Origin of the sequence: Capsulimonas sp. (assembly GCF_039929585.1) — a bacterium.
GTDB lineage: Bacteria > Armatimonadota > Armatimonadia > Armatimonadales > Capsulimonadaceae > Capsulimonas.
Map to the genome: position 1 here is coordinate 24,869 of NZ_JBDSQY010000248.1, position 17,311 is coordinate 42,179.

12 protein-coding genes are annotated in these 17,311 nt (G+C 60.0%); 1 reads left to right on the plus strand and 11 read right to left on the minus strand.

The genetic code is table 11. The annotated features are described in order from the left end of the window. Positions 1 to 26: 26 nt before the first annotated feature. The 10 genes from lpxA to lipA form a co-directional block, all read right to left on the minus strand. Positions 27 to 818 carry an acyl-ACP--UDP-N-acetylglucosamine O-acyltransferase gene (gene lpxA / locus ABIZ35_RS18910; RefSeq protein WP_348221476.1) on the minus strand — a complete coding sequence of 264 codons (792 nt, stop codon included), beginning with the start codon at positions 816 to 818 and terminating at the stop codon, positions 27 to 29. 109 nt (positions 819 to 927) lie between these two features. Beyond that, complete coding sequence (gene fabZ, locus ABIZ35_RS18915) at positions 928 to 1,359, minus strand: 3-hydroxyacyl-ACP dehydratase FabZ (protein ID WP_348221500.1); 432 nt, start codon at positions 1,357 to 1,359, stop codon at positions 928 to 930. 79 nt (positions 1,360 to 1,438) lie between these two features. Further along, positions 1,439 to 2,284 carry a UDP-3-O-acyl-N-acetylglucosamine deacetylase gene (lpxC, locus tag ABIZ35_RS18920; RefSeq protein ID WP_348221477.1) on the minus strand — a complete coding sequence of 282 codons (846 nt, stop codon included), beginning with the start codon at positions 2,282 to 2,284 and terminating at the stop codon, positions 1,439 to 1,441. After that, positions 2,281 to 3,312, minus strand: a complete 1,032-nt coding sequence (gene lpxD / locus ABIZ35_RS18925; protein WP_348221478.1) for a UDP-3-O-(3-hydroxymyristoyl)glucosamine N-acyltransferase — start codon at positions 3,310 to 3,312, stop codon at positions 2,281 to 2,283. Before lpxD ends, lpxC begins: the two co-directional genes overlap by 4 nt. Position 3,313: 1 nt before the next feature. Continuing rightward, positions 3,314 to 4,513, minus strand: coding sequence for a hypothetical protein (locus ABIZ35_RS18930; protein ID WP_348221479.1), 1,200 nt, complete (start codon positions 4,511 to 4,513; stop codon positions 3,314 to 3,316). A 1-nt stretch (position 4,514) separates the two neighbouring features. Further along, positions 4,515 to 5,174 (minus strand): OmpH family outer membrane protein, encoded by a 660-nt coding sequence (locus ABIZ35_RS18935; RefSeq protein ID WP_348221480.1) that lies wholly within the window; start codon positions 5,172 to 5,174, stop codon positions 4,515 to 4,517. Between the two features lie 74 nt (positions 5,175 to 5,248). Next, the gene (locus ABIZ35_RS18940) at positions 5,249 to 7,198 is read right to left on the minus strand and encodes a BamA/TamA family outer membrane protein (RefSeq protein ID WP_348221481.1); all 1,950 of its coding nucleotides are present in this window, start codon (positions 7,196 to 7,198) and stop codon (positions 5,249 to 5,251) included. Between the two features lie 111 nt (positions 7,199 to 7,309). Continuing rightward, a complete protein-coding gene (locus ABIZ35_RS18945; protein ID WP_348221482.1) occupies positions 7,310 to 7,984 on the minus strand; it encodes a sigma-70 family RNA polymerase sigma factor in 675 nt (224 codons plus the stop codon). Between the two features lie 95 nt (positions 7,985 to 8,079). Then, positions 8,080 to 13,176: a translocation/assembly module TamB domain-containing protein gene (locus ABIZ35_RS18950; RefSeq protein WP_348221483.1), complete on the minus strand. Its 5,097-nt coding sequence runs from the start codon at positions 13,174 to 13,176 to the stop codon at positions 8,080 to 8,082. A gap of 57 nt (positions 13,177 to 13,233) precedes the next feature. Then, the gene (gene lipA, locus ABIZ35_RS18955) at positions 13,234 to 14,190 is read right to left on the minus strand and encodes a lipoyl synthase (RefSeq protein ID WP_348221484.1); all 957 of its coding nucleotides are present in this window, start codon (positions 14,188 to 14,190) and stop codon (positions 13,234 to 13,236) included. A gap of 123 nt (positions 14,191 to 14,313) precedes the next feature. Here lipA and ABIZ35_RS18960 point away from each other — a divergent pair, with 123 nt between their 5' ends. Then, the gene (locus tag ABIZ35_RS18960) at positions 14,314 to 15,252 is read left to right on the plus strand and encodes an exopolyphosphatase (RefSeq protein WP_348221485.1); all 939 of its coding nucleotides are present in this window, start codon (positions 14,314 to 14,316) and stop codon (positions 15,250 to 15,252) included. 235 nt (positions 15,253 to 15,487) lie between these two features. On the opposite strand, the gene ABIZ35_RS18965 is transcribed toward ABIZ35_RS18960, so the two are convergent. Further along, positions 15,488 to 17,194, minus strand: a complete 1,707-nt coding sequence (locus ABIZ35_RS18965) for a VCBS repeat-containing protein (protein ID WP_348221486.1) — start codon at positions 17,192 to 17,194, stop codon at positions 15,488 to 15,490. Positions 17,195 to 17,311: the final 117 nt, after the last annotated feature.

Here is a 17,311-nt window from a genome sequence, read left to right on the forward strand (position 1 = left end):
GGCGCTCCTAAAGGCAGCCGCCTCCGTTAGCTTCTCGCGGCGTCGTTTTGACGGCCGTTCGATCCGAAGCGGATATTTCGGATAAAGGAAAGCAGATAATCGCGCTCCGGGCTTTCATCGATGTCGGTCTCGATCGTTTCCAGTGCCTGCGACATGTTCATGCTCGAACGATACAGCGTTTTGTACGCCTGCTTCAGATCCGCACGCGTGTGCGCCGAAACTCCAGAGCGGCGCAGGCCGATGACGTTCAGGTCTAAAATTTTGCAGGGACGGCCATCGGCCATCATAAACGGCGGGATGTCCTGCACGACCTTGGAATAGCCGCCGATCATCGCCAGCTTTCCGATGCGAACAAACTGGTGAATGCCGACGATGCCGCCGAGGACCACGCGGTCTTCCACCTCCACATGACCGGCGATGCCCACCATGTTCGCCATGGTGATGCCGCTGCCGATAATGCAGTTATGGCCGATATGGCAGTACGCCATGATCTGGTTGCCGTCGCCGATCCGTGTTTCATTGCCCGCGCCGGCGGCGCGGTGGATAGTAACGTGTTCGCGAATGACGTTGTTGTCGCCGATGATCAAGAAGCTTTTCTCGCCCTTGAACTTTCGGTCTTGCGGGATGCCGCCAAGGACCGCGCCCGAGAAGATCTCGCAGCCGGCGCCCACGGTGACGTACGGCTCGATCACGACGTGCGCGCGCAGTTGCGATCCGTCGCCGATCGAAACCTCAGCGCCGATCACACAATAAGCGCCGATCTGAACGTCTTTCCCGATATGCGCAGTCGGGTCAATTACCGCAGTGGGATGTATCATCGTTTCTGTCAGACTTTCTCCAGCTTCGCGTCCGTTCCAGCGAAGCCTGCTCCAAACTCGCCGCTTTCCTTAGGGCGCCTCAGAGCGCCTTGGGGACTGCCGCAAAAATTTACTCCGGCTTTGACAGGACGAACATGATCTCCGCTTCCGCGACGACTTGGTCCTCAACCCGGGCGGTGCAATGCACTTTGCCTGTGTTGCCACGCGCCCGTATCAGGACGACCTCGATGTTCAGTGTGTCGCCGGGGACGATCGGGCGGCGGAACTTGGCGTTATCGATCGTTCCTAAAAACGCCAGCTTCCCGCGGTGCTCCTCGACAGCGAGGATCATGATTCCGCCGATCTGGGCCATCGCTTCAATCACTAAAACGCCGGGCATAATCGGGCGCTGAGGGAAATGCCCCTGAAAGAACTCTTCATTCACCGTAACGTTCTTGATTCCGACGGCGCGTTTGCCGGGATCCAGCTCAAGGACCCGGTCCACAAGAAGAAATGGATAGCGGTGGGGCAAAATTTCTTTAATCGCCGCGATATCGAGCATCTTCAAATCAATCTCCTAACAGCAGTACTCACAAAACGAAGCGGATCGGTCCGCCAATCTTCGAAATTTTGACCAGTGTTTACAGTTTGCTGAGCAGCAGCGCCAGCCCGGTGTTCAGCTGGTGGCCCGGTTTCACAGCGACTATGTGCATGTGCAGCGGGCGGCCCGTCAGCGCCAGATCGCCGATCAAATCCAGCAGCTTGTGACGCGCCAGCTCGTTCTCAAAGCGCGGCGGCGTCACGTATTCGGTTTCTCCCAGCACCAGCGCATTGTCATACGACGCACCCAGACCCAATCCTCGCGCATGCAGCTGCTCGATCTCGGACAAAAAACCATACGTCCGCGCCGGCGCGATCTGGGATGCATAATCGTCCGTCATCGCATCGAATGTCGCGATCTGATGTCCAAGATACGGATGGTTCGGATACGAAAGCGCCACGGTCGCCTGAAAGTGCGGCGCGGGCAAAGCCACCGCCGATGAACCGGCGGCGCCGGTCAGCAGCAGCGGCTCGCGCAGAACCAGCGGCTCCACAGCGGTTGCGCTGGGATGCGCGGCGATGCCCGCCGCCTGGATCAGTGTGATAAAGGGCGCCGCGCTGCCATCGGCAATCGGCAGTTCCGGTCCGGAAACCTCGATCCGGACGTCGTCCACCCTCAGCGCCGCCAGCGCCGAAAGCAAATGCTCAACCGTGGAAAGCGTACGCCCGCCCGCATGGATCTGCGTTTGCCGAGACGTATCTCCGAGGTTCTCCGTGCGCGCGGGAATTTCCTGCCCGGATTCGGCGTCGACAAACAAAAGTCCCCTGCCCGCTTCGGCGGGCAGGAGACGCAGCCACGCATCCCTGCCGGAGTGAAGCGCGAGTCCTTGAAAACGTTCCGAAGGGTTTTGGAGAGTTTGGCGAAGGCGAGGTAGACCCAGGGTCACTGGTTCTTCCCCTGTTCCAATTCCGCGAGGCGGCGCTCAAGGTCCTTGATCTGCTGGAATATATCCGGCAGTTTCATTTGCAAAGCCTTGGCGCGAAGCTCAGCCTGATGGGGCCGTCCATAGGGACCGGAGACGAACGATCCCTTGGGCAGATCGCTAATAACCGCTGTCTGCGCGCAGACGATGGTCCCGTCGCCGATCGTGACATGGTCCTTGATTCCGACCTGTCCTGCGAGGATCACGCCGTCGCCGATATCGACGCTGCCGGAGATACCCACCTGCGCAACGATCACGCAGTTGCGGCCTACGGAGACGTTATGGCCGATATGCACCTGGTTGTCGATTTTGGTGCCGGAGCCGATGCGCGTCGAGCCCGTGCGGGCGCGGTCGATCGTGACATTGGCGCCGATCTCGACATCGTTCTCGATAATGACGCGGCCGATCTGCGGGATCTTATAGTGCCGATTCTCGATGAACATATAGCCGAAGCCGTCGGTGCCGAGCACGCTGCCGCTGTGGATCACGACGCTGTCGCCGATCTCCGTGTTGTTGTGCAGCACGACGTGGGGATAGATCACACAGTTCTCGCCGATCACGACATCGTCGCCGATGTAGGCGAACGGGTAGATCACGCTGTTTGCGCCGATCTTGACGTTGTCGCCCACATGCGCCATCGAGTGGATGGAGACATTCTCGCCCGTCGTCAAACTCTCGCCCAGGATCGCGGTCGGATGGATGCCCTTGTAAACCTTGGGTTCCGGCGCGAAGATGCGCAAAACCTGCGCAAAGGCGAAGCGCGGATTTTTGACCCGGATGAGCGGCTTGTCGGAAGATTGACCCGACGCCGGAGCGATCACGGCGGACGCCTGCGAGCGGCCGGCGCTGCTCAGCAGCTTCTCGTTCTCCGCGTAGGTGATGTCGCCGTCGCGCGCGTCTTCAATGCTGGAGATGCCCAGGATAGGAATGTTAGCGTCCCCTTCCACAGATCCTTGAATCAGCTCCGCAAGCTGTCCTACCGTTGTTTGCATGTCAGTTCCTTTTACTTCCCGCGGTCATGCTCGAATCGAGTGTCTGCGATGTAGTATCGCTCGTGGACGATGTGATCTCGCTTTTCCACACGCCGGCTTTCAAAGCCGTGGCGACCTCGGCTGTCAGATCCTTCGCTCCCGGCCCGGGTTTTCCAAACATAATCGACAAATTTTTCTCCGTCGCGACATCCAGTGCGGCGATCCGCGCATCCGCTCGCAGGTAACTTCGCCAGCGGTCCCGCTGCTTGGCGATACGTTCCTCACCGCCAGCCAGGCTCCGCGCGTTCCAGCCCTGGGCGAGCGCCGCCTCTGAGACGGTCTGCGCCGCCAGGGTTCCCACCAGAGGCGCGCTCGTTGTTTCCGCGGCGCCGATCTCCGCAAGCAATCCCTCACGCTCGGTTCGCAGTCGCTTCGCCTCACGATCCGCCTGGCGAGCATCCTCGGCTTTCAGCGAAGTCTCCAGCGCGGCGTACTTCTGTGTGACGTAACTCGCTCGCTCCTCGACCGCCCCTGCGATTTCGTTCGCGCGACGCAGTCTGGCGGCGGCGATTGACGCCGTCAATTTCGTGTCCGCCGCGTTATAAAGCGCTTCTTTGTCTACAAGCTCCTGCTTCGCCTGAAGCAGCTCCGGCGCAGGCGGCGTCGAAAGCTTCCAATGATCGATCGTATTTCGCAGCGCTCGAATCTGAAGCATCAAGTTCAGCTTGTCCTGCGTCTGCTCGGCGATGATCCGGTCATAATCCACCGCGAACCGTTTCTCGATATCGGCTAAAGCAGTTTGATACTGCTGCTCCGCCTCCACCCGCCAGACACGGCGCTCCCGGGTCAGCTGAAGGCTGCGCTCTTCCGCGCTGCGCGTCCGCAGCAGAGACATCTGCCGAACGCCCAGCGCCTCCAGTCGGGCCCGTTCCGCATCAAGCCCCACATCGGGACGACGCGGCGCGGAAATCTCAATCGCCGGCAAGGTGTCCAGCGAGACATCTCCCAGCACATTTTTCTCAGCCGTGGCCCCTTTGCGCACTTCGGCGATCGCCTCGTCGAACTGACCGATATTACGCCAGCCCGGATGCATCGGTGTGAGCCGATCCAAATCCACGACGCCCGAGCGCATCACGACCGCAGGCGGCGGCTTGCGCGCGCAGCCGGCGGCGGCGGCTAAGGCGGCGATGCAGACGATCGCTCCCAGGCGTCGGCTCTTCATGCTACTTGTTGAGCCGCTTGAGCACTTCATCCGAAATATCATTTGCGGTATAAACCGCAACTGCCGAATCAAAGACTACGGACAAGTTCTTATCCTTCGCCACGGCGGCGATCGCCTGCTTCACGCTGTCGGTAAACTGCCCGTTGATCTTATCCGCTTCAGTCTTGAACTGCTCGCTGTAAGATTCGCTGATCTGCTGTAAGATCTGCTGGCCCTGTTTACGCTGATTCGTCAGCGCGCTCATACGCGCTTTCTCGTCCGCTGTCGCATTCGCCTTCTGCTGCAGCGCCGTCAGCTCTGCGGCGTCCTTGTTCGACTGCTCCTGAAGCGCCGTGATCCGGGCCTTGTCGGCGTCGGTGGGAGCCGTCTTCGAAAGAAGCGCCTGAAGCTCCTGCTGCTGCTGCAAGTTCAGCATGTCGCTCCCGGATTGGGTCTTGAGCTGGTTAGACAGACGAACATTGATGTCCTGAATGCTGCGCTCCAGGTCCGCGCGCTTGGTGTATCCAGCCTGGATCTTCTGCAAGTCCACGCTGCCGAACGCGGGCGCATCCGCCGCGTAAGCGGCGCGCGAGCCGCCCAAAACCGAGCCGCCGGCCAGCGTCAGCGCAACCGCCGCACAGGTCATCATTTGCCGAAATCGATATGTCGATGAAGTCATCATAAGGTATCCATTCACAGTAGTCACTGCGGAGGGCGCTGGTCTTTTAGACGACGAGCCGCCCCCGCGGGTTCCGATTAAAACGATTGTCCGATACTAAACTGCGTCTTACCACCCTCGCGGCCGACAGCGTAGTCGACGCGGATCGGGCCGATCGGGGTCACCAGGCGAACGCCGAAGCCGAAGTTGGACGACAGCGACATCGTGTCGTGCTGCTTCAAGCTAGAGTCCTGGTAAATGCTTCCCCAGGCGTCGCCGATATCCGCCAGCAGAACGCCCTGCAAGTTATTATCCTTGCCGATCGGGATGCGAAGCTCGGACTGGAACAGAGCGAGCTTGCTGCCCCAATACCGGTCCGTCTGATAGCCGCGCAGCGAATCGGCGCCGCCCAGGAAGTACTGTTCGAAGAACGGCACATTCTTGTTCGTAGCCCCCAGCAGCAGGCGCACGGCGATGACGCGCTTCGGTTCGCGGAAGTCACCGGGCTTGCGCGGCCCCTGAAGACTGATATACTGGCGAAGATCGACCCCCAGCTTGGTAAACGCATGGCGGCCGGGCTGAAGCGGGCCGGGCGCATTGTTCACCGTCGTCGTGTTGGCGACGCCAAGTTCGAGCGATATGGCGCGCAAGCCTCCGCCGGCCGGCGAAATATCATTGTCACGCGTATTGCTGGTAGCGTTGAGGCCTAAGGCGCTTACGTTGCCGACCTGGCGGATGAACAGGTCCTCGGGCGGCAGTTCAACATCGTTGGCGCGTACCTGCTCCGTGCGTCCCGAGATGCCGACATTGAACGTGTCGCTCAAAGGGCGTCCCAAATTCAGCATGGCGCCGCGTCGCTTCTCAATGTAAGTGTTGTTGCTGCCCGACGTGCCGTTGAACGTATCCGAAGCAAAACGGTAGATCGCACGGTCGTAGATATTGGCGTTTAGCGACGTATGGTGCTTGTCCAGATACGGCTCGAAGAAGCCAAGCTCCAGATCGCTCTGGCTGCTGCTGCCGCCGACTTCCCATGTCAGGCTGACGCGCTCGCCAAGGCCTCGAAAGTTGTTCTCGGCAAGCTCGGCGCGGCCGACCAGCTTCGCACGGTCGGAATAACCGACGCCCACGGAGACCTGTCCGCTGCGCTTTTCTACAACCGGGATCGAGATGATGACCTTGCCGACATCGGTCGGGATCTCTTCAAATGGGCCGACCTGATCGAACAATCCGAGGTTATAGACCTTGGTCAGTTCTTTCTGCAGGCGCCGCTCATCCAGAACATCGCCGGCCTTGCTGCGCATTTCGCGCGTAATCACCACGGGCTTCGTCTTTTTGTTGCCCTTGATCTGGATCGCTTCGATGTGCGCTTCGATCAGCGGGATAGTTAACGTGCCCGAGTTCGGGTCGATATTGATATCCGAACTAACATCGAAAATGTAACCCTGCGACCGGACATACCCTGTCTGACGGTCGAACAAGTGTGACAGATCACGCACGAGCACCGTGGTGTTCAGAACCTGTCCTTCCTTGATCTCCATCAGGGACTTCAGCTTATCGGCGGGAATCGTCGGTTCGCCGGTGGGCGTATTCGCCGTAAAGCTGATCTTCTTGATGACCGGATTTTCGACGACGGTGTAGATCACCTGCACGCCATTGTCCGGCGTCTGAACGGCGTTCAGGCCGATGTCGCCGTTGAAGTAGCCCATGTTCTTGACCGCTTCGCGATCCTTTTCGGCGCCATCCTGCGTATACTGATCGCCGACCTTCTGGGAGAGAACGGCTTGGATGGCGTCGGTCGAGATCGTTTGGTTTCCCTTGATCACAACTTCGGTAATCTTGCCCTTCAAGGCGGGAGCGGTGGGCGTAGGCGGCGCCGCGGCTTCGCCGGAATCGGGAAGCGTGATCGCTGGCGCAGCGGGTGCGGGATCGGCGGCCTGAGCCATCGCAAGATGCGAGGCGCCGAAGCCATCGGCCAGCATGGAGACGGTAATCGCGAGCATGCACGCGGACTTTGCGGCGTTCGCTCGATGTTTATTCCAGATTGTCAAACAACAATGCTCCCTTGTGTCGGCTCGAAGCGCGAGATTTTCAAGTCTTCTGTTATGATTTTTTTGAAGCCCAGCGCTGCAAGTATCCTCGCATTGACTGGGGCCTCACAATTATGTCTTGTAGTACGGCTCGACACGCTGGCGAACCATGCCGCGCGCCCGGTTGAGGCGCGTCTTCACAGCTTCCATCGTCAGCCCGGTCACGTCGGCAATCTCGTTATACGACATGCCTTCCATTTCACGCAGCACGAGCACCACTTTGTACTCGGAGGCGAGACTGTCCACGGCGCGCTGGACAAGAGCCCGCAGCTCTTTCTGCTCCAGCACCCGCGAGGGCGAGAAGCTCCAGTCAGCGATTTCGCGGGTTTCCGAAACCATATCGTCCCCGTCTCCGGAGACGCCGGCATCCAGCGACGGCCCTTCGGCCTGCCGCGCGCGGTCCCTCTGCTTAAAACGGTTCTTACAATGATTGTGCGCGATTCGATAGAGCCAGGTATACACCTGAGCGTCGCCTCGAAACTGCTCGCGCGCCTTGTACGCCGAAACGAATGTTTCCTGCGTGAGGTCCGCAGCCTCATCGTAATCGCCGATCCACTGATAGATTACGTTAAACAGCGGTTTATTATACCGCTCAACCAGCGCATCAAAATCGTGGAGCAGTTCATTTTGTGCTCTCTTCGTTTCCAATGCTTCCGCTGCGCCGCGCAGACCTTCTTCCGGGCCGGAGACTTGCTGGACATCCCCATCGGCCTTAGTTTTCCAGCGAGCGCGCGGCGCCTGCGCCATAACTTCAATCCTTAGGACAAAAAGCGGTAAAAAAAGTTTCGTTTATTTTGGCCCCGCCGGGACCAAGGGGTTCAAGTCGCAGGATCGCGCGGACGTTAGAACCCGAATACGCCCTCCAACGCCAATGTATTATTCTTCTGGTCATCCGTCGAAACGCTCAGCTGCAGCCGGTTCGTCAGCGAATACCCCAGCTTCAGCGTATATTGGGGCGCCGCGATCAGCGAATTTACCGAGCTGGTCTCTCGCGAGCCGAAGCTATGCGAATAAGTCAGCTCCAGGCGGTGTCCAAGATCTTTGGTCAGCGTGACGAAACTTTGAGTATCCGGCGAATAGTCTACCACAACACTCGACAGTCCGAATGCGGTCGCCAGTTGATCTTCCAAAGGCTCCAGTAACATGGGAACGCCAATCGACGCCAGCGCCTGCCCTACTTGCTGTTTGATCGCCGTCTCCGCGCTGTTGGAACCAGCCATCAGGCCCATGAATGCGCCCTGGGACCCAAGGGCGGCGAGCATCTGTGACCGGGAGAGCCCGCCGGGCTTAGAATCGAGTTCGATCGTCAGATGGTCCGGATCGTCCAGCAGACCGTAGATATGCGCCGTGATCGTATAGCGCTGCGGCCGATCGTAGTTGGCGTTGTTCGACTGATTATTGCTGTTGACCGCACCGGAGAAACCGCCCGTCGCATACGATTGGTTCGCGGCGAGCATGGACGGCGAAATGGACACGGCCGCCTGCGCGTAAAGATCCACGCGTTTTTCCAGCACCTTTTCGCCGCTGCCGGTGGCGTCAGTGGCCGGATAACGCAAATCCACGATTCCGACCGGCTTGATGAACTTCAGGCGGGTCGACGGAGGCAGGATAAACTGCCCCTTATAAACATTCAAATGTGCGGCCAGCTTGGGCGCCGCCAAAGAGCCAGCGAGCGACAGGTCGCCGTTGGAGTCGGCGCGCAGCAGGCCTGTCCGCGCGGAAAACGTCTTGCCCGGTTTTTCCAGCTGCACATGAATATCGAAACGTGGATCGAAGGCGGGCGCCCCGGACCCAGGCCCGGCGGGCGGCGCGGTCGACGGAATACCGATCGTCGCGCTGCTCACCAGCATCGGCGCCCCCGCCGGCGTCGCCAGCAGCGGGCTCTTCAAAGGGCCGGTAATTGATAGCTCGCCTGTCAGTTTACCCTGCGCGGCGCCATTGTAGTTCTTAACCAGATAAGTCTTGCGGCTGCTTTCGTCGATCTGCAGGCCGTCAAGATGCAGCAGCAAATCCAGTACGGTCTCGGCGCCGTAAGTGGCGCCGCCCGAAATTTGAAAGCCCCCGCCTTTGCTCGACTTGCCACTCATCGAGTAAATCGAGGCGGATTTGTCATTAAAACCAATCACGCCGTTGAGATCCGTCAGAGAGGTATCCGCGCCGGAAACGCCCAGGCTCGCTTTGGCGATGGTGACCTTGCCCTGAATGGCGCGGTCGGAGGCGCCGGGAGCGATATCCACGGTCGCGGTCACGGCGCCGCTCGTCCTGGCCGGATCGATGCTCGGCGACGCCGCCGCCAGCGCCGAAAGATCCATCAGCTTCAATTCGGCGTGCAGCGGCTCCGTCGTCGGCAGGCTCGCGATCGCCGGGTCCAGGCGATCCCATCGGAACGGCACGCTTCCAGACAGGGTCACCAGAGGCTTTCCATCTTTGTACGCCGTCAGATCCCCGATGGTGAGCACCTTGGCGCCGCCCGGCTGCGCGCTCGCGACCGTAATTGTGCTGCTCCGGATGCTATCCAGCGTATAAACACTCTGATCCGCCGACTCCGTTCCCGAAACCACGGCGGGCTTGACGCGCGCCTGAAGCCCAGGGTTTGTCAAACTGATGGAGGCCGTCAGATCCGGCGATTTAGTCTGGCCACTGGCGCTCACGTACAAACTGCTGACTTCACCGCCCAGCGACCGAGTCTTCGGCAGGAAGGTGTTGAAGATTGACAGCGGAACGTAGGACGCTTCGAGAGTGGCGTCGATGGCGCCGTCAAGATCTGCGGTCCCGCTCGCCGTGAGCAGCGATTTCTCATTGGAGATTCGCAGGCTGTCCAGTGTCACCACGCGGTTGGCGTATTCTGCGCTTGCGGTCAAGTCGCTCAGCGCGACGCCGGCGACACTGATCTCCTTGCCGATCAAGTCGAGATGCGAACGCCCTTTTTCTCCGGGTTCATAGCCAAACTTAGCGTTCAGCGAGTTGACAGAGTTTGTCCCAAGCTGGGCGCTGTCAAGCTGGAGTTCGCCGTGCGCGGCCAGCGCGTTCAATGGGCCATTCAGAGAGAATGACGGCAGAGACAGGCGAGCGGCGAGCGGGCGTGGCAGCGCGTCGATCTTCGCCAGCAGCGACTGTCCACCAGGCGTATCTCCATATTTGCTGTTGCGCACCGTTTCCACCAGATGCGCCACGGTCTCCGGAGAATCGGCGGGAATGTGTGCGGTGAGAGCTAAACTAGGACGCCGCTTCGGAGCCTGCGCGGTCGGAAGCATCACACGAAACGCATCCACGATATATCGGATGTGGTCGGTCGCGCCGTCCGGACGCACGGTCTGGAAATCAAACTCCCAGGGGTCTCCCGTGCTCTTCACCAAGCCGTTCTGATAAGACCCAAAGCCCGTAAACAGCGCCAGCTTTTGTCCGTCGACGCTCAGGTCGCGGCCGACAAGGCCGAATGTGACGGCGGGCGATTTGACGGTTCCGCCGACCGAGCCCGAAAAATCGATATCCCCCAGCACATTGGCGATCGGATTGGTATAGCGATGGAACCGGGAGAGAGAGACATTCGTGCCGGCGAAGATCCCGTTGACCTTTCCTGTCGCCGAATTGTACTGAGCATCCCCGGTGACTGTCGCCGAGCCGGACCGCACAACGGCTTTGTCCAGATGGATCGTCTTGTTCGCATAAGCGATATTCGCCTGTGCGTGGTCGATCCGGTACGCGTTGACCGAGCCGTGATCGATCGCCACAGACCCGGTCACCTGCGGCGTCTTCAAGCGGCCGGAGATTTGAAATTTACCCGATGCAACACCGGTGACGGTCGGCAAAGCGTTCGCGACCACGGTGGCGGCCTTGGATTTGCGCAGCAGTTTGTCCGCCTTCTGCTGCGCCTTAGGATCGACCAGCGCCATGAAGTCCGGAATATTGCCTTCGGCGAGGCTCGCACGCAGATCCAGCACGGGATTGCCCGAGGCGATCTTCGTGATCGTTCCGTCGATATACGCCCGCGCCGGGTAACGGCGCACATAGATGTCCTGAAGACGCATGCCGTTCGGGCTGGCGGCAATCCGCCCGGTCACGGCGTCCAGATTGATATTATCGATATGCGCGTGAAACAGGTGCAGGTCGCCCTCGGCGCGCGGCGCCGACACAGTTCCCGTCAGCCGTCCCTGGAAGAACGCCAGGCCGTCGATATCTTGTTTTGTGTAGGGCTTCAGCAGCGGTCCCAACTGGAGCGAAGCGGCGTTGATGGAAAGATCTAGCACGGGGTCTTTGCCCGTCAGCAGGATCTTTCCGCTCGCGGTGCCGGCGCCGTGCGCGTCAGCGATCAGAACGCGATTGAGCGTCAGCCCCTGGCCGTCCACATAGGTCAGCCGTCCCTTGAATGACTGTAGTAGAGTTTGCTGCAAGCGCGCATGCGCGACCGTGACATTGGAGACGATCGTGAGTGGCCGTCCGGCGTTGCCGCCGACGAACGCGATGTCGGCAAAACCACCGATTGACGTCTTCGTGGGCTGCCCCGTACGCAGCTGCGAAAGATCCAGTCCCTGCCCGCGTCCAGCAAAGCTCATCAGCGGCTTTTTGTTCGTCAAATCCGCCGAACCGCGCAGTGAGACCGTTCCCTGCCCCACCCGCCCGGTGAGCAGCGGCACGGAAACGATCTTGTTCGCATAGACGCCGTGCGCGCGAACATCCCGCAGAATATTGCCCTGGATCGCCATGGAAGGGACGACGATGTCTCCGACGATGGCCGGAGCCATGATCGGTCCAGTAATTCGCGCAACAACCGATACGGGAGACGCCGAAACGCCTTTGGGCATTCGAAGCTGGGGAATCACGGAGGACAGCGCCGCCACGGACAGACCGCGCGATCCGACCGTCAGGGTGACCTGTGGATGCTTGAAATCGAGGATCACTCCCTGGCCGTAAAACGGCTGGCCGGCGACCGAAGCTACCCCATTCAACGAAAGACCCGATTGCGTGAAACTCGCCTGGCCAGTGATGTCTCGGACGGGGCCGTGCAGCACGCGGGCGTCTTTCTGATACACCACGCCACCGCGCACGCTGACGTTTCCGGCGATATCCAGAGGCGCTGTCTTGCTCGGCGAAAATAGCAGCAGATGGGCATCCGCGCGTCCGGCGGCGATGTGCGCCTGCGGCAGAGCGCGGGCGTAGGCGGCCCAGTAAGCAGCGTCAAAGTTTTGACCGTCCAGCACCAGACGGAAATTGTGCGCCGTCTTGCGAGACGCCGCTCCGTGCAGCACGAGACTGTTGAACAGGTTCTGATTTCCCTGCCCGGCCACATTGAAGTACGCTGTCTGCTCGGATCGAAGATCGACCACTGCCTCCACGCCCAGTAAATTGGTGAGAGCCATGGTCTGGCGACCCATTTTCGGCGCCGAATAATCCCGAAAACTGAGCGCGCCGCCGTGGATGATCACACGGCCCGCGAACGGCTTACCGGTCTTTTTGGTTTTCGTTTCCAGGATATCGGAGAAGTTGAACCGTTTGTTGGGAAACTGTTCGACAAGCAGGCGGGGACGCTCCAAAATGACGTCGCCGACGGCGTGCGCGGCGTTGCCGCTGTCAAAAACCAGAGCGCGCCAGTCGTAATAAACCGTCAAGCGCGGCGCGATCAGCGCCGCTTCCCCATTGCGCTCCGCGAACGTCGCGCCCGTGGAAACCGACACATTCTCAACCGTCAGCACGCCCGGCGTCGAATACGCCACCCGGCCGATGCGGACTTCGTGCTTGATCTGTCGTGAGATTTCGGCGGCGAGAATCGGAGGAAGATCGGCGCTGAGCAGGAGCCAGACGCCATGCAGGGACACGGCGGCGGCGACCGCGACCGCTGTCACCGGACCGATCAGCAGCAGGCGATTCGCCCAGCGGATGGGACGGGGAAGTATGGGCCCGCGCGGGAGACGCGCGGGCGATGGTGGTTTACGAAGTCTCATGCCTCCGTTGGCCTCCCAAAGGGGGCCAAACGAAAGACGCTTCGCACCTGCGGGGCGTTACGCAGCGTCCCGGCTCGCCGCGCGCATCGCCAGGAACTTATCGCTGAACTCCTTGGCGTTGTAGGAAGACCGGATAAAGGGGCCGCTGGCGACAAACAGGAAGCCCATTTGCTCACCAATCTCTTTGTATTCCGCGAAGCGGTCCGGATGTACATACTCGACCACATCGAGATAATTCTTCCCTGGCTTGAGATACTGCCCAATGGTGACCGCGTCCACGTCATGCGCCTTCAGGTCCTCCATCAGCGCCACGACTTCTTCCTTGGTTTCACCAAATCCGACCATGAACCCGGATTTGGTGTAAATCTCGGGATCCGCCTGCTTCACATACTGTAAGAGCTGGAGCGAGCGGCTGTAGCGCGCCTGAGGGCGCACCTTTCGGTAAAGACGCGGGATGGTTTCAATATTGTGATTGAAAATATGGGGTTTTGCATCTACGACGGTTTGAATGTTCGTTTTGTTCCCCAAAAAGTCGGGAGTCAGCACTTCAATGATCGTATCCGGCAGCAGTTCGCGCAGCCAGTGAATGGTTTGGGCGAAGTGGTGCGAGCCGCCGTCGGGCAGCTCGTCGCGGTTGACGCTGGTCACGACCGTATGCTTCAGACCAAGCGCGGCGGCGCTCTCGGCAAGGCGCTTCGGCTCCTGGGGATCCAGGGCGGCGCCCTTGCCCGTCTTGACGGCGCAGAACCGGCAAGAGCGCGTGCAAGTGTCGCCCATGATCATAAAGGTCGCGGTGCGCTTGGACCAGCACTCGCCCAGGTTCGGACAGCGCGCTTCCTCACAGACAGTCACCAGCTTGGAGGAGCGCATCAAGTCGGTCACTTCTCCGATATCTCGCCGTTTCGGCAGCTTGATCGTCAGCCATTCCGGGATACGGCGATTGGCGACGACCGGCGTTTCGGCAAGACCGAGGGAGACTTTGGGGAGAAGATCGACTTGTATGAGATCAGCCATAATTCCTACACTTTCCAGCCCTCATTATAGCCGCCCGCCACCCAAAAAGTCAAGTTTGGCGCCCCTATGCTTCCGACGGTCATCTGCCAATAATACTTAGTGAGTGTCATCAGGAGGACTAATATGCGTCTTGTCACGCGTTCCGATTTCGACGGTTTGATCTGCGCCGTCTTACTTAAGCAGGTCGAGGATGTAGACTCGATTAAATTTGTGCATCCGAAGGACTTGCAGGACGGAGCGTTCGAGGTGTCCGGCCAGGATATTCTCGCGAATGTCCCCTTCATGCCCGGCTGCGGCCTCTGGTTCGACCATCACGCCACCGAGATCGAGCGGGTCGTCGGCAAGCAGCAGTTCGTCGGCGAATGCCGGATTGCCCCCAGCGCCGCGCGCGTGATCTACGATTACTACGGCGGCGCCGCGCGTTTCCCCGGCATTGAAGTGATGATGTTCGAAGTGGACAAGGCGGACTCCGCGCAGTTCTGCCGCGACGAGATCCTCAACCCCAAAGGCTGGGCTCTCCTCTCGTTCCTCATGGACGCACGCACGGGTCTGGGCCGCTTCAAAGATTATCGCATCAGCAACTACCAATTGATGTACGATCTGATCGATGCGTGTATGACGATGACGATTGAAGAAATCTTAGAAATGCCCGACGTTCAGGAGCGAGTTGTGCGCTATTTCGAGCAGGACAAACTCTTCCGCGAGATGCTGGTGGAGCGCACACGGACCGTCGGCGATACGATCGTGACGGACCTGCGCGACGTCGATCCGATCTTCTGCGGCAATCGCTTCTTAGTGTATGCGATGTGGCCCGAGCAGAATGTCTCTATTTGGATCGTCAACGGCTTCCGCAACCAGAACTGCGTGTTCGCCTGCGGCCACAGCATCGTCAATCGTTCCTCGCGCGCTAACGTCGGCGCCGTGATGCGCGCCCACGGCGGCGGCGGCCATGCGCCCGCCGGCACCTGCCAGGTGGCGCACGAGGATTTCGACGCGACGCTCAAGCATATCGTTGCGGAATTTAATGCGGAGAGCGTCCAGGTGCTTTCCATCGCGGCGTAAGCTCCCGCCGCGCCACGGCTCCTAACGCGGCGCACAATCGACAGCCGAAGGCGCGGCAAAGTTTGACTTTGCCGCGCCTTCGGCTGTCGCACATCATAGGGCGTCAATGCCCATCCCCACCCCTTCGATTTCATCCGACGCCCTATGACATGAGAAACCCCAGCGAAACGCCCTGTGAAGAGCGCATCGCTGGGGAACGGAGATCAATCGGATGAAGTGCAGAACGGCGACGAGTTCAGACTTTCGTCTCGGTGGGCTGCGTGATCCAATCGCCCGTCGTCGGACGGAACAGCGTTGGGTCCGCTTTGCCGTCGCCATTGCTGTCCACCGGGATCGGCGCGTCATGAGAGCCGCCAAGCACGACCGTCGTCGGCTTTCCGCCAAGCGCTTCCTGCGTCCACTGGCCAGTGGACGGATTCCACACGGCAAGATCCGCCTTGCCATCTCCATCATAATCCGCAGGGATCGGTTTATCCGCGCCGGCGATTCCTAACGCCACAACTACCGTCTCACCCGACGGACGGCGCAGAAACCATTGGCCGCTTTTCGGCCGATATACGGCGATTGACGCGCCGCCGCCGAAATACTTCGCGGGGACCGGAACGTCTCCATCTATGCCGAAGGTCACCTTGACCGGCTCTCCGCCCGTGGAGCGATAGATCAGCCACTGGCCAGTTTTGTGCTGGAAAACAGCGGGATCGGCTTTGCCGTCGCCGTCATAATCCGCTGGAACCGCAATGTCGCCGTCCGAGCCCAGCACTCCCGTGCGCGCCATTCCGGTTCGCGAGGATCGGATGATCCACTGACCGCCTTTGGAATGAAATACCGCAAGATCTGTCTTGCCGTCCCCATCGTAATCCGCCGGTACGGGGCGATCGCCGGCCGCGCCCAACATGATGGGAGCCGAAGCGGCTCCAGAGGCGGTCTGAATCAGCCACTGCCCCGTAGATGGCCGAAATACCGTTAAGTCGAGTTTGCCGTCGCCGTTATAGTCGCCCGGCTCCGCGACGTCCCCCGCATGGCCGAAATGAACTCGATGGCCGTGCGAGTTGGAAATGCGAAAGCCCCACTCTGCGGCCGAGTATTGGAAGTAGGCAAAGTCCGTCTTACCGTCGCCGTCAAAGTCGCCGGCGAGCGGTAGGCTCTCAGGCTTGCCAAAGGAGACGATTTGCGCGCCATTGGGAAGAAGGGCGTACCACTTGCGCTCACCCGGACTGTACACCGCGAAGTCGATCTTGCCGTCGCCGTCATAATCCCCGGGAACAGGACGGTCGGCGCCAGCATGGCCAAATAGGACAACGCGTACGCTTCCGTCCGCATTCTTCACAAACCATTGCGCGGTCGTTGGCCGGTAGGTCGCGATATCCGCCTTACCATCACCATCATAATCGCCAGGAACGGGAATGTCGAGGTTCGGCGCGCCTAGCGTCGCCATACGTGTTTCCCCATTGGCCAGCAGAATCGACCATAGACCAGTGGAAGGACGGTAAAGCGCCAGATCCGTCTTGCCGTCGCCATCATAGTCCGCCGGAATCGGGCGATCGAGATTCGCTGCTCCAAATGTGACCGTGCGCGAACCGCCTCCAGACAGGGAGATCATCCACAGCGCCGTCGAGGGACGATACACGGCAAGGTCCGTTTTGCCGTCCCCATCATAATCGCCGGGGACGGGCTTGTCCAAGTTCGGAGCGCCGAGCGTCACAACGCGCGCCCCTTCCTTGGAGCAGCGCAGAAACCACTGCCCGGTCGTCGGCCGATAAACCGCAACGTCGGTTTTCCCGTCGCCGTCATAATCACCAAGCGCGGGAACGTCGAGGTTCGGCGTCCCAAAGACAATGGTATTGAGGGAGGGCTCGGCATGCGCCGGCGCCGCGCCTAGCGCAGCTCCGGACAGCAGTAAAGTCGCAGCGGCGCGAACGGATTTGTTCTTGGAAATCTTCAAGTGGCACACTCCTGCGGATGCAGCGCCGACGACCTCGCCGGTCATACTTGTGTTATCGGAGTGTACTCAAAGAAAGCTTGCTGACATATATATTAGGTTCACGGAAAAAGGCGCGAC